Origin of the sequence: Microbispora hainanensis (assembly GCF_036186745.1) — a bacterium.
Classification (GTDB): Bacteria; Actinomycetota; Actinomycetes; order Streptosporangiales; family Streptosporangiaceae; genus Microbispora.
The window spans coordinates 6,329,034-6,351,352 of sequence record NZ_CP108086.1 but is presented as its reverse complement, the minus strand read 5'-3'; the positions used below and the strand labels follow the sequence as shown (position 1 = coordinate 6,351,352).

The following is a 22,319-nucleotide window of genomic DNA, read 5'->3' as shown; positions in this document are numbered from 1 at the left end:
GCCCGTCCGGGCCCGTCATCCCCATGACGGAGCAGATCCGAGGGAGGTAACAACATGTCCGACACCAGCCCCGCGGACCCGGTGACCGAGGCGTTCGAAGCCCAGCGCGACCGGCTGCGCGCGGTCGCCTATCGCATGCTCGGGTCGCACGCCGACGCCGAAGACGTGGTCCAGGAGGCCTGGCTGCGGTTGTCCCGCCAGGACACGGCGACCATCCACAACGTCGCCGGCTGGCTGACCACCGTGGTCGGCCGGATCAGCCTCGACGTCCTGCGGTCGCGTCAGGCCCGGCCCGAGGCGTCCTACGACGACCGGCTGCCCGCGCTCGTCGTGACGGTCGACGCCGGCCCGGCGCCCGACGACGACGTGGCGCTCGCCGACTCGGTCGGGCTGGCGCTCCTCGTCGTCCTGGAGTCGCTCGGGCCGAGCGAGCGGCTGGCGTTCGTGCTGCACGACCTGTTCGCGGTCTCGTTCGACGAGATCGGCAAGATCCTCGGCAGGTCCACCGCCGCCGCCAAGATGCTCGCCAGCCGCGCCCGCAGGAAGGTGCAGACGGCCGAGCATCCGGCTGCCGGCGGACGAGAGCAGCGCGAGGTGGTCCAGGCGTTCCTCGCGGCGGCGCGCGACGGCGACTTCGAGGGGTTGCTGCGGGTGCTCGACCCCGAGGTGAAGCTGACCGCCGATCTCTCTCACGGTGTGGTCGTCGTCCTCGGCGCCACCGAGGTCGCCGCCGGCGCGCAGAGCCGCATGGCCGCAGGCCTGGCCGTGCGAGGCCGGGCGGTGCTCGTCAACGGCCTCCCCGGGTACGTGGCATGGCGCGAGGACGGCGCCCCGCTGTCGGTCATGGCGTTCACCATCACCGGCGGCCGGATCACCGACATCGCGATCGTGGCCGACCCGGCCAAGCTCGCGGCCATCGACCTGCCGCAGCCGGAGTGAGCCCCCACCGGAGATCGGCTCCACGTGCGCTGTGTCTTCCGGCTGCGCGGCGTCGTCCGGCTGCGCTGTGTGTCCTCGCTGCGCTGTGTCTTCGCTGCGCTGTGTGTCTTCGGGCCGCAAGGTGTCCGCGGCGCGCGCGGCCGTACCCGCCTGCCGCCTACCGGGCCTTGAGTTTCCGGAAGAAGTCCCGGATGTCGGCGACCAGGAGGTCCGGTGCCTGCAGTGAGGCGAAGTGCCCGCCGCGGGGGAACCGCGACCAGTGGACGACGGTGTTGGACAGCTCGGCCAGCCCGCGGATCGCCCGGTCGCCGAGGAAGTTCGCCACTCCCGTCGGCACCGGCGGGGGCGCGGGCCGCCGGCCCCACGCCTCCGACGCGGTCTCCAGGTACATCCGCGCGGCCGACCCCGCCGTGGCGGTCAGCCAGAAGATCGTGACGTTGGTCAGGATGGTGTCGCGGTCGACGGGGGTTCGCTCGGTGCGGGTGGGATCCCAGTCGACGAACCACTCCAGGTTCCAGGCGAGCTGGCCGGCCGGGGAGTCGTTGAGCGCGTACGCCAGGGTCTGCGGCCGGGTGGACATCTGGGTGGCGTAGCCGGAGCGGCCGTACCACCACGCCTGGTTCGACCTGGCCTGCTCGCGCTCGTCATCGGTGAGCCTGTCCAGCTCGCCGGGGCCGATCGGTGTCGAGGCGGTGGCCAGCGCGTTGACGTGCACGCCGATCACGCGCTCCGGCGCGATCCGGCCGAGCTCGGGGGAGACGATGCTGCCGAAGTCGCCCCCTTGAGCGCCGTACCGCTCGTATCCCAGGCGCCGCATGAGCTCGGCCCAGGCCCGGGCGACGCGGGCGGCCCCCCAGCCGGTCTCACGGGTCGGCCCGGAGAACGCGAAACCCGGCACCGAGGGCGCGACGACGTGGAAGGCGTCCGCCGGATCCCCGCCGTACGCCCGGGGGTCGGTCAGCGGCCCGAGGATGTCCAGGAAGTCGTACACCGTGCTCGGCCAGCCGTGCGTGACGATCAGCGGGGTGGCGCCGGGCTCGGGGGAGCGTACGTGCAGGAAGTGGACGTTCTGGCCGTCGATCTCGGTGGTGAACTGCGGCACCTCGTTGAGGCGGGCCTCGTGCTCGCGCCAGTCATAACCGGTGCGCCAGTGGTCGACCAGCCCCATGAGGTAGTCCTTGTTCACCCCGTAGGACCAGCCGACGCCGGGAAGCTCGTCGGGCCAGCGAGTGCGGGCCAGACGACCGGCCAGGTCGTCGAGATCGGCCTGCGGGATGTCGATGCGAAACGGTCGTGGTGTGCTCACGGCGTCAGCCTGCCCCGCGTGGAGGACAGCCACCGTCCTCTACGTCCGGCACGAAGCGGATGAAAAACGCCACGGCCGGGACGCTCTGACCGCGGGCCGGGGCGATGCGGGCAAGCGTGCCGATTTCCGACGCCGTCCACAACGGGTCGTCCACAACGCGTCGTCCGTCCCGTCGCTTGAACGGCCCGGTCCTGCCACGGCCTGGTGCTGCCACGGCCTGGTGCTGCCACGGCCTGGTGCTGCCACGGCCCCGGGCGGTACGGGACCGGTGGCCCGGGCCGCCTGGGGAGTCAGACGAGGGCGAGCTGGCGGGCGGGGGACCGGCGCCGCCGCCACCGCCGGGCGTCCCTGCCGATGCCGTAGGTCTCGGCGAGGACGCGCACCTGCTCGGCGATCCGCCGCCGGTAGCCGTCCTCGGCGACCTGGCCCTTGCCGTACAGCGCCTGGTAACGCGGCACGAGACCGGGGTGCTCACGCTCCAGCCACCCCATGTACCACTCCCGCGCGCCCGCGGGCAGGCGCAGCACGACGGGCGTCACGCTGACCGCGCCCGCCTCGGCCGCCCGCCGTACGGTCGCCATGAGGTGATCGGTGGAGTCGGTGATGAGCGGCAGGATCGGCGCCATCAGCACACCGCAGGGGATGCCTGCGTCGTTCAGCGTCGCGCAGATCTCCAGGCGCCGCTGCGGTGTCGCGGCCCCCGGCTCGACGGCGCGCCGCAGGCGGTCGTCGACGAAGCCGACCGACACCAGGGCGCCGACCTGGGTCACCTTCGCGGCGTCGCGTAACAGGTCGAGATCACGCAGGACGAGGGGGCTCTTGGTGAGCACGGTGAACGGGTTGGCCGCGTCGGCGAGGGCCCGGATGACGCCGGGCATCAGGTGGTAGATCTCCTCGGCCGGCTGGTAGCAGTCGCCGGTGAGACCCAGCGCGACCGGCTCGCCGCTCCAGCGCGGGGAGCCCAGCTCGCGCCGCAACCGCCGGGCCAGGTCGGTCTTGACGACGATCTTCGTGGAGAAGTCGCGGCCCGGATCCAGCCCCAGGTAGCGGTGGCCGCGCCGGGCGGTGCAGTAGCCGCAGCCCGACTCGCAGCCGCGATAGGGGCTCGCGCCGTACATGAAGGGCAGCTCGGCCGCCTCGGGGACCCGCTCGATCGCCACGCGTGCCGGCACCTCATAGCAGGTGATGCCGTCGAAGACGCGGGTGACGGCCTGCCGCTCGATGCGCGGGCGTGCGGGCCCCTCGACGACGAGCGACTGCTGCTCAGGCTGCCCGGCCTGCGCGGACCGTCTCGACTGTCCAGGCCGGGGACTGGGCTGCGCAGGGTGCCGGGTCTGGTGCTGTTCGGACGGTGCGGGTTGTCGCATGGGCTGCCCGGGTTCCTGCACCGTCTGCTGCTGCCCGCGTGGCCGCGCAGCGGGCTGGTCCTCCGCACGGGAAGTGGCGTCGCGACGCATGAGGTTCAGTAGAACACGCATTCGACGCTCACGCCAAGTGTCCACGCCCGCACGCGCCCCGCCCGTGCAGGCCCCGCGACGGCCGGGGCCGGCGGGGGTGGTCGAAGCTCGGCGCTTGGAGCACGGCGGCCTGGCGAGGCGGTCGGGCGTGGCGGTCGGCGCGGCGCGGCGCCCGGGGCCGCGGAGGGGTCAGCCTTCGAGGAGTGTGGCGATGGCTTCGGCGCCGCCTTGGTCCAGCCGGCTTGGGAAGCCCAGCAGATCCGGGTGGCGGTGGCGTAGGGCGGCAATCAGGCACAGTGACGTGAGCTACAGCGGGAGCGTGGCCCTGACCTGCCAGCCGTACGGCGTGGGCCCCGCGCTGGCCCGGCCGCCTACCTCCTCGGCCCGTTCGACGAGCGAGCGCAGGCCGACGCCGGGCTGCCACGACGACGCCGGGGTGCCGTCGTCGCGCACGGTGATGGTCAGGTCGGGCCCCAGGCCGTCATGCAGCTCGCGCTGGAGCCGGACTCGTTCGGCCGCTGTCGCCTCCACCACGGCGGTTCGGGCTTGCGAGACCTGCCGGCTGAGCATGGTGGCGTGCAGGGCGACCGCCAGTGGGGTCGCGACCAGGTCGAGAGCACGGCGGTCGGCGGCGTGCAGGGCGTGCTCGCCCGCGCGTAACCCGACCACCAGGGTGCCGACGGTCTGGCCGCCGTACAGCAGGGGCAGCTCGGCGTGCTCGGCGGCGGGTGTTCCCGAGGGGACCGGCTCGGGCAGCCCGTGCAGGGCCAGCCAGGGCAGCCGCGGCGCGGTACGGGTTCTGTCGAGCGCTGCGGCGAGGTCGTCGTCGTGCTGCAGCCGCTCGCCGATGCTGGCCGCGGCCGTCCACGGTTCGGAACGCAGCCCGTACAGGGCCCGGTCGATCAGGCGCTGGAAGGCCGGCCGTACCGGTGTGGATCCGATCGCCACCACGATCGCCACCACGATGGCCGCCGCGATCGACACGCCGCGATCGGCGTTGGCGGGCACCAGCAGCGACAGTCCGGTGACGATCCCGGCATAGGCGGCGATCACGGCCGACACCGCCAGGCCGTACAGCAGGGCGCGTGAGAGCACGAGCCGGATGTCGAGCAGCCCGTGCCGCACGATCGCGATCCCGACAGCGGCGGGGAACAGCACGAACGACAGCAGCAGCGGGATCGGGCCGACAAGCCTGGAGCCCCTGGTCGGCCCGCCCATGGCTTTGCCGCGCCATGGAGCGTAAAATTGGGACAAGCGTACCGTTTTTATCAATGGGGTTCCCATGGCCTGGCTCCTGCTCGTCGGCGCGATCGCCTCGGAGGTCCTGGCCACCTCCGCGCTCAAACTCAGCGACGGCCTGACCCGCTGGGGCTGGACCATCGTGGTCGCCGCCGGCTACATCGCCTCGTTCCTGCTGCTGGCCTGGGCGCTCAAGCTCCGCATGCCCGTCGGCATCGCGTACGCGGTGTGGGCGGGCACCGGGACCGCGGCGATCGCGCTGATCGGCGCGTTGTTCCTCGGCGAGAACATGAACCTCGTGAAGGCGGCCGGCATCGCCCTGATCATCGCCGGGGTCGCCGTCCTCAACCTCGCCGGCGCCCACTGATCGATCGGCGCCGGTCGTTTGACCCGGCGGCGCGTGCCCGCTAAGCGTGATCCCTACGGATCCCCGGCCCGCGGGGAGCCCCGACGATCCAGGGGAGGAACACGGCGTGCCCGATCAGGACCGGCCCGCACCCGTCCCGGCGGCGGCCCGCTCACGCGGCGTCGCCGCGCGGGCCGTCGCGCCCGTCTCGTCCCAGCCGCGGCGCCCGCAGGAGCGTGCCGTACGCCGCAGGGAGGCGCTGCTGGACGCCGCCGTCGACCTGCTCGGCGACGGCGGGTTCGCCGCCGTGACGCACCGGGCCGTCGCCCGCCGGGCCGGGCTGCCCCTCGCCGCCACCTCCTACTACTTCACCAGCCGCGACCAGTTGCTGGCCGAGGCGTTCGCCCTGCTGGTCGAGCGCGAACTGGCCCGCATGCGGGCGGCGGTGGACCACCTCGCCGGCCGTACGCCGCTCGCGGTCGCCGAGACGCTCACCGGCGTGTACGCCTCCGACCGGCTGCGCCAGCTCGGCCTGTGGGAGCTGTACCTGCAGGCGGGCCGCGACCCGGCGCTGCAGGCCATCGCCCGCGCCTGGACCGACGGCTGCGACGACATCGTCGCCGCGGTGCTGGGCGGCGCCGGCTACCCCTGCGGGCCCGGGGAGGTGCGTTTCGTCGCCGGGCTGCTGTCGGGACTGTGGGTGGAGGAGGTCGTCGAGGCCCGCCCCGACGGCAGGCAGCGGGCACGGGAGGCGGTGGCCCGGGCGCTGGCCGCGCTGGCCCCGCCCGCTAGGGTCGGCTCATGATCTTCCATCTCGCGCTGGCCGCCGACTGGGACGCGGCCGTCCCGGCGGGCGAATACCGCGTCTCCACCCTCGGCCGGACCCTGGAGGAGGAGGGCTTCATCCACGCTTCGGCCGACCTCGGCCAGGCGCGCGGTGTGGCGGGCCGCTACTACGGGCACGTCACCGAGCCCCTGGTGCTGCTGGAGATCGACGAGGACCGGCTCGGCTGCCCGGTCAGGCTGGAGGTGCCCGAGGGGGCCGACGAGGCGTTCCCCCACATCTACGGGCCGATCCCGGTGGCCGCCGTCACGGCCGTCACGCCCTTCTCCCACTGACCCGCCGGCGTCCCGACACGTCCGGCCACCGCCCGCCGTGGTCCTCGGTCGTGACCGGCACGGCCGCCTGCCCCGCCTTCGCCGAGCCCCACGTCACCGGCGTGGTCGCACGAGATCGTCAGGCGGGGCAGGCGAGTGCGGCGGGGACCTTGGCGAAGGTCTCCTCCACTAGGTTCAGCAACGCGTCGCGGCCGCCGTGGCCGCCCTGCACCGTCCACCGCAGGGAAGCCGTGCGCCAGGCGGCCACGAAGATCTCTACGGCCAGCCGGACGCGCACCTCGTCGACATCGGCGCGGCCGCTCACCACATTGACCAGGGCCAGGGTGGTGTCGTGGCAGTAGCCCAGGCTGTGCGCCTGCAGCGCGGGGACGGCTTCCGACAGCTCGCGGGCGGCCAGGAAGCGGCGATCCCAGTCGGGGTCCATGGCGCTCAAGGTGGTGTTCAACGCCACGCGGAGTGCCTCGATGAGCGGGCCGTCGATCACGCTGGCGGTGGTGCTGCTCGCCTTCATCAACGTGCCGATGTCCATCTCCGGTGCAGCCGTGGCGCCGCCCGGCATCGGCGCGGACCTGCATACCGCGGGCGCGCCGCTGCAATGGGTCATGAACGCCTACAACCTGACGTTCGCCTCGTTCATGCTGGTGACCGGGTCAGCGGCCGACCTGGTGGGACGCCGCCGCATCTTCCTGGCCGGCGCGGGGCTGTTCGCCGCCGGTTCGCTGGCCTCGGCGGCCGCCCCCGGCATCGTCCTGCTGGACCCGGCCCGCGCCCTGTCGGGCATCGGTGCGGCCGGGGTGTTCGCCAGCGGCGGTGCGATCTTGGCCACTACCTTCGACGGCGCGGGCGCACCCGCGCGTTCGCGGCGCTCGGCAGCGCCGCCGGGCTCGGAGTGGCGGTCGGGCCGGCCCTGTCGGGCAGGCTGGTCGGCGCGCTGGGCTGGCGCGCCACCTTCGGGCTGTACGCCGCTTTGGCGGTTGTGGCGCTGGCCGGCGTCGGTTACGTCGCCGAATCGCGTGCCGAGCAGCGTCCCCGCCTGAACGTGACCGGCGCGGTGGTGTTCGTCGCCGGCCTGGGCGCGTTGGTTCTGGGCGTGGTCCAGGGCCCGGAATGGGGCTGGGCCAGCGCCGGTACGCTCTCGCCGCTGGTCGCCGGCGTGGGCCTGCTGGTGGTCTTCGTCGTCCTTCAGGCGCGTGCCTCCGCCCCGCTGCTCGACCTGTCGCTGGTGAAGAACCGCCGATTCCTGGCGTTGTGCATGGTGCCCGTGGTCGCGGCGTTCGGCTTCGTGACGCTGCTGACCTACCTGCCCACGTACCTGGTGGGTGCGAGCGGCTTCTCCCCGCAGCGCGCCGGAACGATGCTGCTGTTGATGACCGCACCGGTGCTCCTGGCTCCGCCCCTGGCCGGTGGGCTGGTGAACCGGGGCATGCCGACCCGCGTGCTGATCACGATCTCCTTGGCGTTGCTCGCCGGCGGAAACGCCTGGCTCACCGTGATCGGCCCGGACACCTCCGCCGCCGTCATCGCCGGGCCGCGCTGCACGGAGCGGCCGCCGTGTGCGCCGCAGGCACGGTGGCCATCGCCGCGGCACTGGCCCGGCCACACCACGACGTCGCCGCAACCCCCGACCCCGGCGCCGTCCCCCTGCCTGCCGAGGTCACCTCTGACCAAGCATCGTGACACCGCGCCGCATCGACGCGCGTGCGCCACCCCGGCGCGTGTCCGATACGTTCAAGACGGCCGGCCCGCCCGTCTCCTAGCGTGGGCGTCATGGCACCGACGTTCGATCTCATCGGCCTGGTCGTGACCGACATGGCCGCCTCCCTGTCCTTCTACCGCCGGCTCGGGCTGGACATCCCGCCCTCCGCCGACACCGAGCCTCACGTCGAGGTGACCCTTCCCGGCGGGCTGCGTCTCGCGTGGGACACCACGGAGACCGTCCGGTCCTTCGACTCCTCCTGGTCGCCCGCGAGCGGCGGGCCCCGCGTCAGCCTCGCCTTCCGCTGCGACACCCCCGCGGAGGTCGACCGCCTGTACGAGGACCTCGTCGCGGCCGGCTACGAAGGACACCTCAAACCGTGGGACGCGTTCTGGGGGCAGCGCTACGCCGTCGTGCACGACCCGGACGGCAACGGCGTGGACCTGTTCGCCGCCCTGCCCACCACCTGACGGGCTCCACCGGGCCGGAGGGCCCGGTGGTCAGCGGATCAGCGCGCCGAGGGTCACGCCGGTCAGCGACCTCACCTCACGAGACAGGTGGGCCTGGTCGGCGTACCCGGTCACGGCGGCCACCACGGCCGGCGGCGTGCCCCCGCGGGCCAGGTCCACCGCACGGTTCATCCGCAGGATGCGGCCGAGCGTGCGCGGCCCGTACCCGAACGCGTCCAGGCACCGGCGGTGCAACCGCCGTTCGCCGACACCCGCGTCCGCGGCGATCCGCGCGACCGGCAGGCCCGCGCGCACGCCCTCGACGACCGCTCCGACGAGAGCGGCGTCGACGCGGCGGGGCGCCGTGCCCAGGCGGCGCGCCGCCTCCTCCTCCAGCACCGCGCCCAGACGTGCGAGAACGTCGGCGGCCTCCCCGGCCCGCTCCGCCAGCCGCCGCGCCTCGGCGCCCGGCCACAGGTCGGCCAGCGGCACCCGCTGGTCGCGCAGCTCGTGCGCCGGGACCCCGAAGACCATCGGGCCGGTGCCCGGGCCGAAACGCAGCCCCACATAGCGGGCGCCGGGCCGGTCGGTCACCACGTGCGCGGCGGTGTCCGGCCCCGCCACCAGCAGCGCGCCGTCCGCCCAGATCACGTCCATGCACCCGTCCGGCAGCACCCGCCGCTCACCGGCCGCCGAGCCGGGGGAGGTGCTCCACCACAGCACCGCGTCCGGCACCCGCGAGGCCCTCTCCCGGTACATGCCTGGCATTATCCCTCGTGCGCGGCTCCCCCTACGAAAGGATCAGCAGGTCGCAGGCGGGGATCAGCGGGGATTGCCCGCCCGCAGCCGGCCGACGTAGTCCGTCACGGCCCGGTCGAGATCCCACGCCAGGTCGCCGTGGAAGATTTCGGGCGCGCCGGGCGCGAGTCACCGCCGCTGATCACGAACCGGGGGCCCGGCCGCACGCACCCACTTCACCGGCCGAAGCGTACGTGCCGTGATCGGCGCGACCGTCGGCGAGCGGCCGGGGATGGGCGTCACCCGCCGCCGGCGCCTCTGGCCATCACGTATTTGCGCAGGTCGGGGTCGCGCGGATGGAGTGCGTACTCGCCCGTCTCGCGGAATCCGAGCCGCCGGTAGACGCGTTCGGCGGGCTCGTTGCCCGCGATCACCCACAACTCCACCCGGGACCGGCCCGCCTCGCGCGCCCAGGCCACCACCTCAAGGGCCAGACGCTCGGCGATCCGCCCACCCCGTGCCCGGGGACGCACCCACATGCCGAACAGCTCGACGGCCCCGGCCCGATCCGCCGGCACGCGTCCCGCGGCCACTCCTACCGGGCCGTCCGCGTCGAACGCGGCCGCCTTGACGCCGTCTTCGGTCCACGCGCGCCATCGGGCCTCGTCGTAGGCCCGTTCCTCGGCCAGGTCGCCGTGGAAGATTTCGGGCGCGTCGGCGAGCGCCGCCAGGCGCAGCAGCCGCCAGGTGCGCCAGTCCTCGCCACTGAGACGGCGTACGACAACCGGGGTCATGCTCACGCTCCCTCGCTCTTCCTCGCAAGATCCCCCTTCTGCCATGGTCGAGATCCGGCCCGGCCCGGACAACCGGGCCCGGCCTGATCGGTCCGTACGCCGAGAGGGAGCTATGAGCATTCGCCTGGGTGGCGTGGTCATCGACGCCAACGACCTCGACGGGCTCGCCGCGTTCTGGAGCCGCCTGCTGGAGCGGGACATCACCCGCCGCGAGGACGACTGGATCAGCCTGGGCCCCGGCCTGGCCCTGCAACGCGTCCGCGAGCCCAAGACCGTGAAGAACCGCGTCCACCTGGATCTGGTCGCCGACGACTTCGCCGCCGCGGCCGCCCGCGCCGCCGCGCTCGGGGCCACCCCGGTGGGGGAGATGCACGAGGATCTCTGGCAGGTCTGGCGGGATCCCGAAGGCAACGAGTTCTGCCTCTGCGTGTCCTGACGTACGGGACCGTCCGGGGCCTACCGACGGCCCGGGAGCGTCGCGAGCGCCTTCGACCGCTGCGCGACCAGATCGGCGTACGTGCCGTCGCGCTCGGCCCACCGGTGCATCAGCACGCCCTTGACCAGGATCTCGTGGGGCGTGGGGTCGGTCTGGAGCAGGTCCATCACCTCGGTGGCGAACGCGGCGAGGTCGAGCGCGCGGGGGTTGATCCGCGCCTGCTCGGGCGTGGTGGCGACGGCCGGGGGAACCAGCTCGGCCACCTCGACGCCCGTGCCGTCCAGCTGCGCGCGCAACGCCTCGGTGTAGGCGTGCACACCGGCTTTCGACGCCGCGTACGTCGGCATGAGCGGGAACGGCAGGAACCCGATGCCCGAGCTGACCGTGATGACGGCGCCGGCGCCGCGCCCGACCAGGTGCGGGGTGAACGCGTCGATGACGCGGATGGTGCCGAGCAGGTTGGTGTCGATCGTCTGCTGCGCGACGCTGAAATGCGCGGGATCGCGCAGGTCCTCGGGGATCATGACCCCCGACATCGTCACGATCGTGTCGAGGCCCGGGTGACCGCGGAGCACCGCGTCGCGGGCACGATCGACACTGTCCTGGTCGGTCACGTCGATGGGAACGGTGCCGAACCCCTCGGCCGCGAGCCGGCCGAGCAGGTCCGCTCGCCGGCCGCCGACGATCACGGAGCTGCCGGCCGCGGCGAAGCGGCGGGCGAGTTCGAGCCCGATTCCCGACGTGGCGCCGGCGATGAAGACGGTGCGGTTGGTGATGTCCATGGATTTCTCCTGCTCAGGGCGGGTCGGTGGCAAGGCCGGTCGGCGCTGCGCCGCGGCGTCTTCAGTGTCGATTCGCGCTCCGGCCGGGGGCAGTGCCCCCGTCTTCCGGGGTCCTGTCAGGGCCCCCTTGGTCAGAAAAGTCCGAAATACGATGGCGGGCATGACCGACGACCGCGCCAACCTGCTCGGCGACTACCTCCGCGCCCGCCGGGCCCTGGTCACCCCGCAGCAGGCCGGGCTCGCGCCGGGGCCGAACCGGCGCGTACCCGGGCTCCGCCGTGAAGAGGTCGCCATGCTCGCGGGCATCAGCGCCGACTACTACCTGCGGCTGGAGCGCGGCCGCGACAAGAATCCCTCAACGCAGGTGCTCGAATCGCTCGCGCGGGTCCTGCATCTCGACGAGGTCGAACAGGAATACCTTCTCGGCCTGGCCGCCGCACGCCCGAAATCCCGGCGGCGCAGGAAGCCCGAACGCGTCCCCGCGCGGTTGCACCAGCTCCTGGCGAGCGTGCAGGTTCCCGCCTTCGTGGAGGGGCGCGCGTTCGACGTGCTCGCCTCCAACCGGCTCGCGGTCGCGCTCTCTCCGCGCCTCCAGCCCGGGTACAACCGGCTGCGGTCTCTGCTGCTCGATCCCGAGGAGCAGGCGTTCCAGCAGGACTGGACACGCTCCGCGGAAGGCTTCATCGCCGCCTTCAGGAAGTACGCCGGGGACGACATCGACAACCCGCGGTTCGTGGAACTGGTGGGCGAGCTCGCCCTGTCGAGCGAGCGCTTCCGTACGCTCTGGGCGCGCCACGACATCCGCACCCTCGACGGCGGCACCACCACCGTCAACCATCCCATCATCGGCGAGCTGCGCCTGCACCGGGACAAACTCCCCGTGGACGACCTGCTCCTGGTGCTCTACTACGCCGATCAGGGCAGCGAGAGCGACGAGAAACTCCGCCTCCTCGCCTCCATGGCCTCTCGTTAGCGGACGAGTCACCAACCGCCACGTGCCGGCCGTCTCGCCGCTGCGCGGGAGCCGGAGAACAAGCAGGCGAACCGCGCGCGGCGGAACTCTTCCGCGACTGGAGGGCCGGAAACTCCCGGAAAACGCCCCGAAAGGCGCCAAGAAGTGCCAGAACGAAACGGAAACCCGTCAGTGCGCGAGCGAGACACCTCCTCGTCGCTGACGGGTTTCCGCGATGCCACGCTCGGTCACCGACCTGCTCACCGGGCACCAGCCTGCGGGCCTCGTCGGCCGGTACGGCCAGGCGCACGGTCACCCGCACCGGATAGGGCCTCCGCGCGATGCCCGTACCGACCGTCTGCGCCGGATCCGGCGGGTCGGGCAGGGCCGCGGCCCGCCCGGTGGCGGCGGCGTCCACGATCCGATCCGTACGGAACGTGCGCCAGTCCTGCCGCGTCAGGTCGTAGGCGAGCAGATACCAGCGGCGGCCCGTGTAGATGAGCCGATAAGGATCCACGTGTCGCGTGGACGTCGTCCCGGCGCCGTCGCGGTAGGCCAAGCGGGTGCGTTCGCCGCGCCGGCACGCGGTGGCCAGATCGAGCAGCAGCGCGGGGGAGATCTGGCCGTCGTCGGGGTGCGCGGTGTGGGTGAACGCGCCGTCCAGCTCGCCGAGCCGGGCCGCGATCCCGGCCGGCAGCACCTGGCGGAGTTTCAGCAGCGCCGACAGGGCCGCCTGGTCGCTTCCCGAGACCCCGCTGAACGCGGCGGTGCGCAACCCGACGGCGACCGCGAGGGCCTCCTCCTCGTCAAGGATCAGCGGCGGAATGCCGGCCCCTGGCCCGAGGTGATAGCCGCCCCACGGACCCATCTCCGATTCGATGCCATAGCCGAGCTCACGCAGCCGGGCGATGTCCCGCCGCACCGTCCGCTCGGTGAAGCCGGGCGGCGAGATCCGCGCACGTCCACGACGGCCGCGCCGACAGCAAAGACAGCAGCCGCAGCAGCCGCGCCGAGGTGTTGACCACGGCTCACAGTCTGCTCGATAACCAGGACCGTTTCTGACCGGGTCATCCCGTAACGTCGCCGGCACGGCCGAGAACCTCCCGGCCGGAAAGTCCACGACGACGATGACCGCTGCCGGGGTGCCTTGGAATGACGGGCCCCGGGCGGGGGCGCACGCGACAGACGAGGGGCACAACCCATGGAAGCACGCATGAAGAGCGTGGCGAACCCCGACGTGACCACCGCGATCCAGCACCTGTTCAAGGCCGTCCACGCCGGTGGCGTGGACCTGCGCGTGCTCGAGCTGGTCCATCTGCGGGCCGGCCAGATCAACGGCTTTAGCGCCTGCGTGTACGCCGGGGTCGCGTCGGCGAGGAAGCATGGGGAGAGCGACGAGCGGCTGCACGGTGTGGTGGCCTGGCGGGAGGCGCCGTTCTCCAGTGAGTCCGAGCGGGCGGCGCTCGCGCTGACCGAGGCCGCCACCCGGATCCAGGACGGCGCGCCGGGCGTGACCGACGACATCTGGGACGACGTCACCGCCCAGTTCGGCCGGAACGAGCTGTCCGCGATCATCCTCAACATCGCGCTCACCAACTTCTTCAACCGGATCAACCACACGCTCCGGGAACCGGCCGGCACGGCCTGGTGACGGCGGGCGGATCACCAGGGGGCACACGACGATGAGCGACGAACTCCCGGAACTGACCGTCACCGACGCCCGGGCCTGGAGGGAGTGGCTCGGCGAGCACCACGACGGCTCGGCAGGGGTGTGGCTGGTCCTCGCCAAGCAGAACACGACCCGGCCCACCAGTCTGACGTACGACCAGGCGCTCGACGAGGCCCTGTGCCACGGCTGGATCGACGGCCGGCTACGACGGCGGGACGAGACCACCTTCTTCCGGCGCTTCACCCCTCGCGGACGGCAAAGCGCCTGGTCGGAGCGGAACGTTTCCATCGTCACCCGCCTGATCGGCGAGGGCCGGATGCACCCGGCCGGAACCGCCGAGGTCGAACGCGCCAAGGCCGACGGCCGCTGGGAGGCGGCCTACGCGGGCCAGGCCGGCATCGAGGTGCCCGCCGACCTGGCCGCCGCACTGGCCGCCGATCCCGGAGCACAGGCGATGTTCGACATCCTCACCGCCCAGAACCGCTACGCCGTCCTCTATCGGGTCGCCAACGCCAAACGCGCCGAGACCCGGGCCCGCCGTATCGCCCAGTTCGTCGGCATGCTCGCCCGCGGCGAGACGATCCACCCGCAAAAGCGCACCCTCGACGATCGCTGACCCGCACCGGGGCGGGCAGCACTCCGCGGGGCGCCTCGCCACAGGCACCCGGCCCATCCCGGCAGACGACGAGGGGGCCGGTGTAGGGGCGGCTGAGGGTGAAGCCGGCGGCCGGTGCCCTGACTACGACGCCGGGGGCGGGTCGAGGCGGCCGGGGAGCGGGGACGCGGACGCGCCGCCCGCGGCCCTGGCATAACGGCGGGCCAGGTGCGCGAACGCCTCCCTCAGCTCGGCCGGGCCGACGACCTCGATCTCGGCGTCGAACCTGCCGATGGCGGCGGCCAGGCCGTGCCACGACCACGAGCCGAGGACGAGCCGGCAACGGCCCGGGCCCAGCTCCTCCACGACACCGTCCCGCACGTACGCAGACACCACGGCGGCAGGCAGGCCGAGGACCACCTCACCGCGGCAGAGCCAGTCACCCGACCCGTCGAAGCCCCGGAACCTCTCGGCCACGAAAGCGGCCACATCACCTCCGGGCACCTCGCGCGACGCGAAACGCGGCCCCGTGGGGGAGCGCGGCGCCATCCGGTCGGCACGGAAGGTGCGCCAATCCTCCCGGTCGAGATCCCAGGCGACCAGATACCAGCGCCCACCCCAGGTGACCAGATGATGCGGCTCCACCCGGCGCGGCGGCGCCGGCACCCCGCCGTCACCCGCTTGCGGCGAGAACGCGGCCGCGTAGTCGAAACGCAGCACCTCACCGGCATGGACCGCCGCGCTGAGCGCCACGAGCACGCTGCCGTCGACCCGTACGTCCGGCCGCGTCGCGGGCCGCTCGACGGCGGTGACCTGGAAGGTGTCGATCCGGTGACGCAGCCGCGCGGGCATGACCTGCCGGACGGTGTTCAACGCACGCGCCGCCGCTTCCCCGACGCCGGCGCCCGTCGTGGTGACCGTCTGAAGCGCCACGGCCAGGGCGACGGCCTGATCGTCGTCGAACAGCAACGGGGGCAGCCGCGAACCGGCCTCCAGCTGATATCCGCCGTCGGGCCCCTTGAAAGTCGTGATCGGATAACCGAGCTCACGCAGACGGTCGACGTCACGGCGGACCGTACGCGTGCTGACGCCCAGCCGCCCGGCCAGCTCCTCACCCGACCAGTTGCGGCGGGCCTGCAGCAGCGACAAAAGCGCGAGCAGCCGCGCGGACGTCTTCGGCATGACACCCATCCTGCTCAAGAAGAGGACGCATGCTGTCCGCTACCCCTGAAACCGTGAGGTCATCGACGCCGGCCGACGACGCATGCCCGGCCGCTTCCGGCGTGTGTACGACAGATCGCAAGGCGAGGAGCCACCATGTCCATCACCACCACGACCCACCTGAACTTCCACGGCGACGCCCGCGCGGCGCTCGGCTTCTATCACTCCGTCTTCGGCGGAAACGTCGTCGCCATCACCTACAAGGACGCGGGCAACCCCCAGAACCCCGGCGAAGCGGACTGGGTGATGTGGGGCCAGGTGACCGCGGACAACGGCTTCCACGTCATGGCCTACGACGTGCCCTCCCACAAACCCTGGAACCCGGGCGAGAACGCCGTCTTCGTCTCCGTACGCGGCGACGACACCGACGAGATCACCGCCCTGTGGCACAGGATGGCCGCCCGCTCCACCATCGTGCGGCCGCTCGAACCCGCGCAGTGGGCACCACTCTACGGCATGCTCAAGGACCCCTTCGGCGTCGTCTGGGTCCTCGACGTCGCGGCCCCCTACAACGGCTGAGCACACCCGCGACGCCATGACCGTCCTCGACAACCGCGCGCTCAACCGCGCCACGCTCGCCCGGCAGTTCCTGCTCGACCGCACCGGCGCACCGGCACTCGACGTCATCGCGCACCTGTGCGGCATGCAGGCACAGGAACCGCAGGAGCCGTTCGCCGGACTGTGGTCGCGGGTGCGCGACTTCCGCCCCGCGACCCTGGACGGCCTGCTGACCGGGCGGCACGTGGTGCGCACCCACCTGATGCGCCGCACCGTCCACCTCGTCACCGCCGCCGACGCGCTGGCCTGGCGCTCCCGGCACGACACCATGCTGCGCCGGCGGGTGCTCACCACCTACCGCCGGGAACTTGCCGGGCTCGACCCGGACGAAGTGGCGGCGGCCGGCCGGGAGGTCATGGCCGACGGACGGCCCCGCACGATGGCCGAGCTCGTCGACGCGCTCGCCGTCCGCCGGCCCGCCCCACCACGCAGGGCCCTGGGCGAGCTGCTCGTCGCCGCGCTCATCCCCATGGCCCAGCTGCCCCCGCGCGGACTGTGGCGCACCAAAGCGGGGGTACGCAACCTCCCCCTCGCCACCTGGCTGGGACGCGACATCGCCCCGCTGCCTGCGGACGGGTCCGACCCGGCCGGTCAGGCGCTGGTCCGCCGCTATCTGGCCGCCTTCGGGCCCGCCACCTCCGCCGACCTGCGCGCCTGGTGCGGCCTGGCCGGGCTGCCCGCCGCGGTCGACGCCGTACGCGGAGAGCTCGTCGCCTTCCGCGACGAGCGGGGCCGGCAACTGCTGGACCTGCCCGACGCGCCGCGCCCCGACCCCGGCACCCCCGCCCCCGTGCGCTTCCTGCCGGCGTTCGACAACGCGATCCTCGGCTACCACGACCGCAGCCGCATCGTGGACGACGCCCACCGCGGCCTGTCGGTCGCCGGCGCCCGCGTCGTCCTGGTGGACGGCCGGGTCTCCGCGACCTGGGACACCACAGCAGGTGCCACAGCCGGCACCGTGACCGTCACCCCGCTGCGCCGCCTGTCGCGCTCAGAACACGCCGCCGTCATCGAGGAGGGGAGGTCGCTGGCGGCGTTCCTGTCGGACGGCGACAGCGACCGCGTACGGATCGACCCGTCCGCCGCCTGAGCGCCGGAACGACCGAACGCCGGAACTTTGGCGCCGGCGGCGGGCGTGGCGCGGCGGCGCCATCGGCCGCGCCCTGTTCACCACCGGGTTCACCGCCAGGTTCGCATCATGTGCCCGACATCGTGTGGCGGACATCGTGTGGCGGACATCGTGTGGCGGACATCGTGTGGCCGACATGGGGTGGCCGACATGGGGTGGCCGACATGGGGTGGCCGACGTCGTGTGGTTCACATCGTCAGTCGCACAGCACCCGGGTCAGGCGCCGGGAGGCGAACCAGACCCCCGCCACGGCCAGCGCGGCCAGGTAGACCGCATGCCCCACCAGCCCCCACCCCAGCACACCCATGCACAGGCCCCGCACCAGCTCCACCGCGTGGTAGAGCGGCGTGACCTGGATCAGCACCTCGACCCCGACCGGATAGTCCTGCACAGGGGAGAACGTCCCGGAGAACAGGAACAACGCGAACTGCCCGGTGCCCATCAGGTCGAAGTCCTGCCAGCCGCGCATCAGCGTGCTGACCGCCATCCCCAGCCCGCCGAAGGCCAGCCCCACGAGCACGGTCGCCGGAAACGCCGCCACCGCCCAACCGGGCTCGGCCAGCCCCATCGCCACCATCACGACCAGGAAGATCACGGTGTAGAGCGAACCCCGGACGATCGACCACACCAGCTCGCCCACCGCGACCTCGACGGGCCGCACCGGCGTCGCCAGCACCGCCTCGAACGTCTTCATGTATTTCAGCTTGAAAAAAAAGTTGTACGTCGTCTCGGCCAGGGCCCCCGACATCGCCGACACCGCCAGCATCGCCGGCGCGACGAACGACGCGTACGACATGGTCCGCCCGTCCACCGTCAGGTCACCGACCAGCGCGCCGACGCCGACACCGATCGACAGCAGATACAGCAGCGGCTCGAAGAAACCCGACAGCAGCACGATCCAGTACGACGGCCCGGAGCGCAGCGCCCCTACGTTGCGGCCGATGACGGCGCCCACCCGGCCGGGGGAGATCCGGGACGCCACCAGCGTCGTCACCATCAGTCCTCCAGCCTCCGGCGGAACGCCCGCACCGCCAGGAAAAGACCCGCCGCCGCCCACACCAGCAGATAGCCCACATGCGCCGGAACCGGCCATGCCGTCGCACGGCCGAGCGTCGCCGCCCGGCACAGCTCCACCGCATGCCACAGCGGCGAGGCGTACGCCAGCGGGCGCAACACCGGCGTGAGCTGCTCGACCGGGAAGAACACCCCCGCGAACAACGTCGAAGGAAGAGCCACCAGCCGAAACACCAGGGAGAAGTAACTGTCATGGTCGATCGTGGCGGCGAACGCCGTCACCGGCGCGGCCACCGACACCGTCAGCAAGGCGCACACCAGCGGGGTGACCAGCGCCCACGGCGAGTGCAGCCCGCCGAAGAACACCACCACGACCAGGAAGGCCACGACCGCGATCGCCACCCGGAACACCAGGTAGAGCAGATGCCCCCGGACCATGTCCATCGGCTCCACCGGTGTGGCCCGCATCGCGTGATAGGCCCTGACCCACTTGAAGTCACCCAGCACCGAATAGGTCGACTCACCCACCGCGATCTGGAAGGCCGTCGAGGCGAGCACGCCCGGCACGATCCACGACAGGTAATCGACCCCCTGCACCCGGCCGATATAACCCCCCACGCCGATGCCGATGCTCAGCAGGAACAGCACCGGCAGCACGAACGAGGAGAACACCGACGCCTGCCACAGCCGCCGGTAAAGGGTCAGGTGCCGCTCCAGCACCGCGATCGTCGGATGCACCCCATGCGTCACGGCCATCTCAGTCCACCAGCGTCCGGCCCGTCAGATGGAGGAACACATCCTCCAGCGTCGACCGCCGCACCAGCACACTCGACGGCTCCAGGCCGCGCCGGTGGACCTCGGCGAGCGCGGCGTCGCCGTCGTCCACGTAGACCAGCACCCGGTCGGGCAGCGGATCGACCCGCTTGCCCACCCCCTCCAGCGCCGCCGCGTGTCGCGGCCCCGCCTCGGGCATGCCGGGGAACCGCAGCTCGACCACCTCGGCCGTCGAGTAGGTCTCGATCAGCGACCTCGGCGACCCCTCCGCCACGATCCTGCCGCCGTCCATCACGACCAGCCGGTCGCACAACTGCTCGGCCTCGTCCATGTAATGCGTCGTCAGCACCAGCGTCGTGCCCCGCTGCTTGAGCCGGAACAACCGCTCCCACAACAGGTGACGGGCCTGGGGGTCCAGCCCCGTCGTGGGCTCGTCGAGCAGCACGAGATCGGGGTCGTTCACCATCGCCCGCGCGATCGTCAGCCGCCGCTTCATGCCTCCCGACAGCGGCTCCACCTTCCCGCCCGCGCGATCGCCGAGCTGCACGAACTCCAGCAACTCGTCGGCCCGCCTGCGGCTCTCCGCCCGCGACAGCCCGAAATAACGGGCGTACGTCACCAGGTTCTCCCGCACCGTCAGGTCGGGATCGAGATTGTCGAGCTGCGGGCACACCCCCAGGCGCGCGCGGATCCTCGGCCCGTCGTGCACCGCGTCCATGCCCAGGATCCGCAGCTCACCGGTGGTCGGCGTGGACACGCACCCGATCATCCGCATGGTCGAAGACTTGCCGGCCCCGTTGGGCCCGAGGAAACCGAACGCCTCTCCCGGCGCAACGTCGAGATCGATCCCGTCGACAGCGGTGAACTCCCCGAAGCGTTTGACCAGGCCGCGCGCGTAGATCAAAGGTTGATCGGCCACGATCCGAGACCCTAACCAACGGCCCCGACATTTCCGCAACAGGTTATCCGCGCCGCCCGGACCGGCCCCGCCCCGCCTCCCCGGCGGCACGCGAAAACCGCCGCGCGCCACCACCGGCTCCGCCCGAGATCACTGGAGATCCGTCCGGGCCCGGGCCCGGATGCGGCCGCCCCCGGGGGAGCCGTACCCTGACTTGCGTGAACACGTTCGAGCTGGGCACCGACGGCCCCCGGGTGATCCTCGTCGGCATCGACGGCTCGGAGACCTCCCTGCGCGCCGCCGCCTACGCCTGGGGCCTCGCCCGCCGCCAGGGTTCGCACGTCGTCCTCGTCTACGTCGCCAACCCAGGGGCGATCACCACGATGGTCCCGGCCGCGTCGGCCTCGGTGATCGAGGCGGGGGAGGAGATCGCCACGGACCTGCGCGCGCAGGTGGAGCTCTTCGCCAAGACCGCCCACTCCCGTGTCGACTACACCTTCCGCACCGAATACGGCGACGCCGCCGGCGTCCTCGCCAGGATCGCCGACGAGATCCGGGCGGACGCCGTCGTGGTGGGCGCCTCCACGCAGGCCGGTCACCGTTTCATCGGCTCGGTCGCGCTCCGCCTGGTCCGCACCGGCCGCTGGCCGGTCACCGTCGTCCCCTAGGCACCACACAACAGGCACCACACAACAGGCACCACACAACAGGCACCACGCAACAGGAGCCGCGCGGCAGGCATCGCGCGACGTGCCGGGGGATCAGACGTGCCAGGAGATCAGCGGCGCTCGGGCGGCCCGGACACGTCCAGCGCCCGCAGGCCCTCCAGCACCCGCAGCAGCGTCGCCTCGTCCGGGCCGTCATCCCGCACGCCCACCGGATGCCGCCGCACCCGCCGCGGCAGCATCCCCGGCGGTGCCTCCACAACGGTCTCAACAGCGGTCTCCGCAACCGTCCCCGCAGGCACTCCCGCCGACGTCACATCAGCGGCGGCCGCGTCCTGCGGGCCCGCAGCCGGAGCACCCGCCGTCCCCGGCGAGCGCGCCTCCTCCGGCGGCGCGATGGCCAGCTCACACCACACGATCTTGCCGCGGTCCGGCGCCGAATAATGACCCCACCGCCGGGCCAGACTGCCGACCAGCACGAGCCCCCGGCCGCTTTCGCCCAGCTCACCCCCCGCGTCGCCGTCCGGCACCGGCTCGCGGTCGCTGACATCCCACACCTCGATGAACAGGCTGCGCCGGCCCGGCGCCACCCGCACCCGCAACGCCACCGTACGCAGGGCCACCGGGAACATCGACGAGGCCATCGGCGGGCTGACCACGGCGTCCGTCGCCCGCACCGCGTTCGTCACCAGCTCGGAGACGACCAGCTCCGCCGTCTCGGCCAGATCCGCGAGCTCCCACCCCCGCAACTGGCACCGTACGAACGCGCGTGCCCGGCGCGGGGCGGTCGCGGCCGACCCGAACACCTTGTACGCGGTCCTGCGGCCCTCCTGGGAGGGAAAAGGCGAGATCAGCATTGCGATGGAAGGCCCTGGACGGACCGGCCGGCGAGGACCGGGACGGCCGGTCGGGGAACACCCATGCCTCCGATCATCTGTCATGAGCGGCTGCAAGGTGGCGGGCTTCACGGCATTCGCCTAACTTTCTCCTCCCGATCATCACCCCGGCGCCGCCCTACCTGACGGAAGATGACAGGAACACGCGGCACGCTGGGCACATGAACGGACACGCCACCGGCACCTTCGACATCACCAACTGGACCGAACTGGCCACCGAGGAGAAGGAGGGCGCCACCTTCGGCCGCAACGCCATCGCCAAGACCTTCCACGGCGACCTCACCGGCACCAGCACCACCGAGATCCTCACCGTCGTCACCCCCGAAGGCCCCGCCGCCTACGTCGGCGTCGAACACTTCGACGGCACCCTCCACGGCCGCAAGGGCACCTTCGCGCTCCAGCACAGCGCCGGCAGCCACAACGGCGAACAGTGGCTGAAATGGCAGGTCGTCCCCACCAGCGGCACCGGCGAACTGGCCGGCCTCACCGGCGAGGGCACCATCCGCGTGGACGGCGACGGGCACCACTACCTCCTCGACTACACCCTCCCCGAGGACTGATCACCCCCATCCGGCCACCCCCATCCGGGTGGCCGCCGGCGCATGGCGAAACCCGCCGGCAGACCACCACACCGCCGCCTGACGCGC

Annotated in this window: 25 protein-coding genes and 2 pseudogenes; 14 read left to right on the top strand and 13 right to left on the bottom strand. The window is 72.5% G+C overall.

Going from position 1 to position 22,319, the window contains the following annotated elements:
- Positions 1 to 54 precede the first annotated feature (54 nt).
- Complete coding sequence (locus tag OHB01_RS29285) at positions 55 to 939, top strand: sigma-70 family RNA polymerase sigma factor (RefSeq protein ID WP_142650998.1); 885 nt, start codon at positions 55 to 57, stop codon at positions 937 to 939.
- A 157-nt stretch (positions 940 to 1,096) separates the two neighbouring features.
- Here OHB01_RS29285 and OHB01_RS29280 read toward each other — a convergent pair whose 3' ends face one another.
- The 3 genes from OHB01_RS29280 to OHB01_RS29270 all read right to left on the bottom strand — a co-directional run bounded on the left by OHB01_RS29280 (position 1,097) and on the right by OHB01_RS29270 (position 4,920).
- Positions 1,097 to 2,245, bottom strand: a complete 1,149-nt coding sequence (locus OHB01_RS29280) for an epoxide hydrolase family protein (RefSeq protein WP_142650997.1) — start codon at positions 2,243 to 2,245, stop codon at positions 1,097 to 1,099.
- 290 nt (positions 2,246 to 2,535) lie between these two features.
- On the bottom strand, positions 2,536 to 3,612 hold the full coding sequence (locus OHB01_RS29275; protein ID WP_147944904.1) for a radical SAM protein: 1,077 nt from the start codon (positions 3,610 to 3,612) through the stop codon (positions 2,536 to 2,538).
- A 396-nt stretch (positions 3,613 to 4,008) separates the two neighbouring features.
- Positions 4,009 to 4,920: a hypothetical protein gene (locus tag OHB01_RS29270; protein WP_142650995.1), complete on the bottom strand. Its 912-nt coding sequence runs from the start codon at positions 4,918 to 4,920 to the stop codon at positions 4,009 to 4,011.
- A gap of 64 nt (positions 4,921 to 4,984) precedes the next feature.
- On the opposite strand from OHB01_RS29270, the gene OHB01_RS29265 reads away from it, so the two are divergent.
- From OHB01_RS29265 to OHB01_RS29255, 3 genes are all read left to right on the top strand, one after another.
- A complete protein-coding gene (locus OHB01_RS29265) occupies positions 4,985 to 5,308 on the top strand; it encodes a multidrug efflux SMR transporter (protein WP_328854264.1) in 324 nt (107 codons plus the stop codon).
- Between the two features lie 106 nt (positions 5,309 to 5,414).
- On the top strand, positions 5,415 to 6,092 hold the full coding sequence (locus OHB01_RS29260; protein WP_168066420.1) for a TetR/AcrR family transcriptional regulator: 678 nt from the start codon (positions 5,415 to 5,417) through the stop codon (positions 6,090 to 6,092).
- Entirely contained in the window at positions 6,089 to 6,406 is a 318-nt protein-coding gene (locus OHB01_RS29255) for a DUF952 domain-containing protein (RefSeq protein WP_142650993.1), read from the top strand. Before OHB01_RS29260 ends, OHB01_RS29255 begins: the two co-directional genes overlap by 4 nt.
- A 118-nt stretch (positions 6,407 to 6,524) precedes the next feature.
- On the opposite strand, the gene OHB01_RS29250 is transcribed toward OHB01_RS29255, so the two are convergent.
- Positions 6,525 to 6,830: a hypothetical protein gene (locus OHB01_RS29250; RefSeq protein ID WP_240971988.1), complete on the bottom strand. Its 306-nt coding sequence runs from the start codon at positions 6,828 to 6,830 to the stop codon at positions 6,525 to 6,527.
- Between OHB01_RS29250 and OHB01_RS29240 the strand changes: the two are divergent.
- Together OHB01_RS29240 and OHB01_RS29235 are read left to right on the top strand one after the other, a co-directional pair.
- Positions 6,829 to 8,210, top strand: a pseudogene (locus OHB01_RS29240) (MFS transporter). The gene OHB01_RS29250 and the pseudogene OHB01_RS29240 overlap by 2 nt on opposite strands.
- Positions 8,174 to 8,572 carry a VOC family protein gene (locus tag OHB01_RS29235; protein ID WP_142650991.1) on the top strand — a complete coding sequence of 133 codons (399 nt, stop codon included), beginning with the start codon at positions 8,174 to 8,176 and terminating at the stop codon, positions 8,570 to 8,572. The pseudogene OHB01_RS29240 and the gene OHB01_RS29235 overlap by 37 nt, the downstream one beginning before the upstream one ends.
- A gap of 30 nt (positions 8,573 to 8,602) precedes the next feature.
- Here the strand turns inward: OHB01_RS29235 and OHB01_RS29230 are convergent, their stop codons facing one another.
- Positions 8,603 to 9,310, bottom strand: a complete 708-nt coding sequence (locus OHB01_RS29230; RefSeq protein WP_185949074.1) for a helix-turn-helix domain-containing protein — start codon at positions 9,308 to 9,310, stop codon at positions 8,603 to 8,605.
- Positions 9,311 to 9,588: 278 nt separating this feature from the next.
- On the bottom strand, positions 9,589 to 10,083 hold the full coding sequence (locus OHB01_RS29225) for a GNAT family N-acetyltransferase (protein WP_168066416.1): 495 nt from the start codon (positions 10,081 to 10,083) through the stop codon (positions 9,589 to 9,591).
- Positions 10,084 to 10,195: 112 nt separating this feature from the next.
- Here OHB01_RS29225 and OHB01_RS29220 point away from each other — a divergent pair, with 112 nt between their 5' ends.
- Positions 10,196 to 10,519 (top strand): VOC family protein, encoded by a 324-nt coding sequence (locus OHB01_RS29220; RefSeq protein ID WP_142650989.1) that lies wholly within the window; start codon positions 10,196 to 10,198, stop codon positions 10,517 to 10,519.
- 20 nt (positions 10,520 to 10,539) lie between these two features.
- Here the strand turns inward: OHB01_RS29220 and OHB01_RS29215 are convergent, their stop codons facing one another.
- Complete coding sequence (locus OHB01_RS29215) at positions 10,540 to 11,301, bottom strand: SDR family oxidoreductase (RefSeq protein WP_142650988.1); 762 nt, start codon at positions 11,299 to 11,301, stop codon at positions 10,540 to 10,542.
- 160 nt (positions 11,302 to 11,461) lie between these two features.
- Between OHB01_RS29215 and OHB01_RS29210 the strand changes: the two genes are divergently transcribed.
- A complete protein-coding gene (locus tag OHB01_RS29210; RefSeq protein WP_142650987.1) occupies positions 11,462 to 12,274 on the top strand; it encodes a helix-turn-helix domain-containing protein in 813 nt (270 codons plus the stop codon).
- A gap of 292 nt (positions 12,275 to 12,566) precedes the next feature.
- Here the strand turns inward: OHB01_RS29210 and OHB01_RS29205 are convergent.
- Positions 12,567 to 13,568, bottom strand: a pseudogene (locus tag OHB01_RS29205) (helix-turn-helix transcriptional regulator); the annotation flags it as partial.
- Between OHB01_RS29205 and OHB01_RS29200 the strand changes: the two are divergent.
- Both OHB01_RS29200 and OHB01_RS29195 read left to right on the top strand, forming a co-directional pair.
- Positions 13,467 to 13,904: a carboxymuconolactone decarboxylase family protein gene (locus OHB01_RS29200; protein ID WP_328854263.1), complete on the top strand. Its 438-nt coding sequence runs from the start codon at positions 13,467 to 13,469 to the stop codon at positions 13,902 to 13,904. The pseudogene OHB01_RS29205 and the gene OHB01_RS29200 sit on opposite strands and share 102 nt — an antisense overlap.
- A 31-nt stretch (positions 13,905 to 13,935) precedes the next feature.
- Positions 13,936 to 14,538: a YdeI/OmpD-associated family protein gene (locus tag OHB01_RS29195; protein ID WP_147945350.1), complete on the top strand. Its 603-nt coding sequence runs from the start codon at positions 13,936 to 13,938 to the stop codon at positions 14,536 to 14,538.
- 123 nt (positions 14,539 to 14,661) lie between these two features.
- Here OHB01_RS29195 and OHB01_RS29190 read toward each other — a convergent pair whose 3' ends face one another.
- Entirely contained in the window at positions 14,662 to 15,699 is a 1,038-nt protein-coding gene (locus OHB01_RS29190; RefSeq protein ID WP_147945351.1) for a helix-turn-helix transcriptional regulator, read from the bottom strand.
- A 135-nt stretch (positions 15,700 to 15,834) separates the two neighbouring features.
- On the opposite strand from OHB01_RS29190, the gene OHB01_RS29185 reads away from it, so the two are divergent.
- Together OHB01_RS29185 and OHB01_RS29180 are read left to right on the top strand one after the other, a co-directional pair.
- The gene (locus tag OHB01_RS29185; RefSeq protein WP_328854262.1) at positions 15,835 to 16,257 is read left to right on the top strand and encodes a VOC family protein; all 423 of its coding nucleotides are present in this window, start codon (positions 15,835 to 15,837) and stop codon (positions 16,255 to 16,257) included.
- 16 nt (positions 16,258 to 16,273) lie between these two features.
- Complete coding sequence (locus OHB01_RS29180) at positions 16,274 to 17,386, top strand: winged helix DNA-binding domain-containing protein (protein WP_328854261.1); 1,113 nt, start codon at positions 16,274 to 16,276, stop codon at positions 17,384 to 17,386.
- A 235-nt stretch (positions 17,387 to 17,621) separates the two neighbouring features.
- Here the strand turns inward: OHB01_RS29180 and OHB01_RS29175 are convergent, their stop codons facing one another.
- From OHB01_RS29175 to OHB01_RS29165, 3 genes are read right to left on the bottom strand one after another with little or no spacing between them, the layout of a single operon-like run.
- Positions 17,622 to 18,422 (bottom strand): ABC transporter permease, encoded by an 801-nt coding sequence (locus tag OHB01_RS29175; RefSeq protein ID WP_328854260.1) that lies wholly within the window; start codon positions 18,420 to 18,422, stop codon positions 17,622 to 17,624.
- Positions 18,422 to 19,195, bottom strand: a complete 774-nt coding sequence (locus OHB01_RS29170) for an ABC transporter permease (RefSeq protein WP_328854259.1) — start codon at positions 19,193 to 19,195, stop codon at positions 18,422 to 18,424. The genes OHB01_RS29175 and OHB01_RS29170 overlap by 1 nt, the downstream gene beginning before the upstream one ends.
- A gap of 1 nt (position 19,196) precedes the next feature.
- A complete protein-coding gene (locus OHB01_RS29165; RefSeq protein ID WP_221890000.1) occupies positions 19,197 to 20,132 on the bottom strand; it encodes an ABC transporter ATP-binding protein in 936 nt (311 codons plus the stop codon).
- A gap of 197 nt (positions 20,133 to 20,329) precedes the next feature.
- On the opposite strand from OHB01_RS29165, the gene OHB01_RS29160 reads away from it, so the two are divergent.
- Complete coding sequence (locus tag OHB01_RS29160) at positions 20,330 to 20,779, top strand: universal stress protein (protein WP_142650978.1); 450 nt, start codon at positions 20,330 to 20,332, stop codon at positions 20,777 to 20,779.
- Between the two features lie 110 nt (positions 20,780 to 20,889).
- On the opposite strand, the gene OHB01_RS29155 is transcribed toward OHB01_RS29160, so the two are convergent.
- On the bottom strand, positions 20,890 to 21,633 hold the full coding sequence (locus tag OHB01_RS29155; RefSeq protein WP_142650977.1) for an ATP-binding protein: 744 nt from the start codon (positions 21,631 to 21,633) through the stop codon (positions 20,890 to 20,892).
- A 200-nt stretch (positions 21,634 to 21,833) separates the two neighbouring features.
- Between OHB01_RS29155 and OHB01_RS29150 the strand changes: the two genes are divergently transcribed.
- Entirely contained in the window at positions 21,834 to 22,232 is a 399-nt protein-coding gene (locus OHB01_RS29150; protein ID WP_142650976.1) for a DUF3224 domain-containing protein, read from the top strand.
- Positions 22,233 to 22,319: the final 87 nt, after the last annotated feature.

What these genes read in the sequence shown, in the direction of transcription:
- OHB01_RS29170 (WP_328854259.1), bottom strand. Translation starts at nt 19,195, where the DNA reads ATGGCCGTGACGCATGGGGTGCATCCGACGATCGCGGTGCTGGAGCGG.
- OHB01_RS29175 (WP_328854260.1), bottom strand. Translation starts at nt 18,422, where the DNA reads ATGGTGACGACGCTGGTGGCGTCCCGGATCTCCCCCGGCCGGGTGGGC.
- OHB01_RS29230 (WP_185949074.1), bottom strand. Translation starts at nt 9,310, where the DNA reads ATGTACCGGGAGAGGGCCTCGCGGGTGCCGGACGCGGTGCTGTGGTGG.
- OHB01_RS29180 (WP_328854261.1), top strand. Translation starts at nt 16,274, where the DNA reads ATGACCGTCCTCGACAACCGCGCGCTCAACCGCGCCACGCTCGCCCGG.
- OHB01_RS29155 (WP_142650977.1), bottom strand. Translation starts at nt 21,633, where the DNA reads ATGCTGATCTCGCCTTTTCCCTCCCAGGAGGGCCGCAGGACCGCGTAC.
- OHB01_RS29200 (WP_328854263.1), top strand. Translation starts at nt 13,467, where the DNA reads ATGAAGAGCGTGGCGAACCCCGACGTGACCACCGCGATCCAGCACCTG.
- OHB01_RS29210 (WP_142650987.1), top strand. Translation starts at nt 11,462, where the DNA reads ATGACCGACGACCGCGCCAACCTGCTCGGCGACTACCTCCGCGCCCGC.
- OHB01_RS29185 (WP_328854262.1), top strand. Translation starts at nt 15,835, where the DNA reads ATGTCCATCACCACCACGACCCACCTGAACTTCCACGGCGACGCCCGC.
- OHB01_RS29215 (WP_142650988.1), bottom strand. Translation starts at nt 11,301, where the DNA reads ATGGACATCACCAACCGCACCGTCTTCATCGCCGGCGCCACGTCGGGA.
- OHB01_RS29235 (WP_142650991.1), top strand. Translation starts at nt 8,174, where the DNA reads ATGGCACCGACGTTCGATCTCATCGGCCTGGTCGTGACCGACATGGCC.
- OHB01_RS29150 (WP_142650976.1), top strand. Translation starts at nt 21,834, where the DNA reads ATGAACGGACACGCCACCGGCACCTTCGACATCACCAACTGGACCGAA.
- OHB01_RS29250 (WP_240971988.1), bottom strand. Translation starts at nt 6,830, where the DNA reads ATGGACCCCGACTGGGATCGCCGCTTCCTGGCCGCCCGCGAGCTGTCG.
- OHB01_RS29265 (WP_328854264.1), top strand. Translation starts at nt 4,985, where the DNA reads ATGGCCTGGCTCCTGCTCGTCGGCGCGATCGCCTCGGAGGTCCTGGCC.
- OHB01_RS29190 (WP_147945351.1), bottom strand. Translation starts at nt 15,699, where the DNA reads ATGCCGAAGACGTCCGCGCGGCTGCTCGCGCTTTTGTCGCTGCTGCAG.
- OHB01_RS29255 (WP_142650993.1), top strand. Translation starts at nt 6,089, where the DNA reads ATGATCTTCCATCTCGCGCTGGCCGCCGACTGGGACGCGGCCGTCCCG.
- OHB01_RS29275 (WP_147944904.1), bottom strand. Translation starts at nt 3,612, where the DNA reads ATGCGACAACCCGCACCGTCCGAACAGCACCAGACCCGGCACCCTGCG.
- OHB01_RS29270 (WP_142650995.1), bottom strand. Translation starts at nt 4,920, where the DNA reads ATGGGCGGGCCGACCAGGGGCTCCAGGCTTGTCGGCCCGATCCCGCTG.
- OHB01_RS29195 (WP_147945350.1), top strand. Translation starts at nt 13,936, where the DNA reads ATGAGCGACGAACTCCCGGAACTGACCGTCACCGACGCCCGGGCCTGG.
- OHB01_RS29285 (WP_142650998.1), top strand. Translation starts at nt 55, where the DNA reads ATGTCCGACACCAGCCCCGCGGACCCGGTGACCGAGGCGTTCGAAGCC.
- OHB01_RS29220 (WP_142650989.1), top strand. Translation starts at nt 10,196, where the DNA reads ATGAGCATTCGCCTGGGTGGCGTGGTCATCGACGCCAACGACCTCGAC.
- OHB01_RS29225 (WP_168066416.1), bottom strand. Translation starts at nt 10,083, where the DNA reads ATGACCCCGGTTGTCGTACGCCGTCTCAGTGGCGAGGACTGGCGCACC.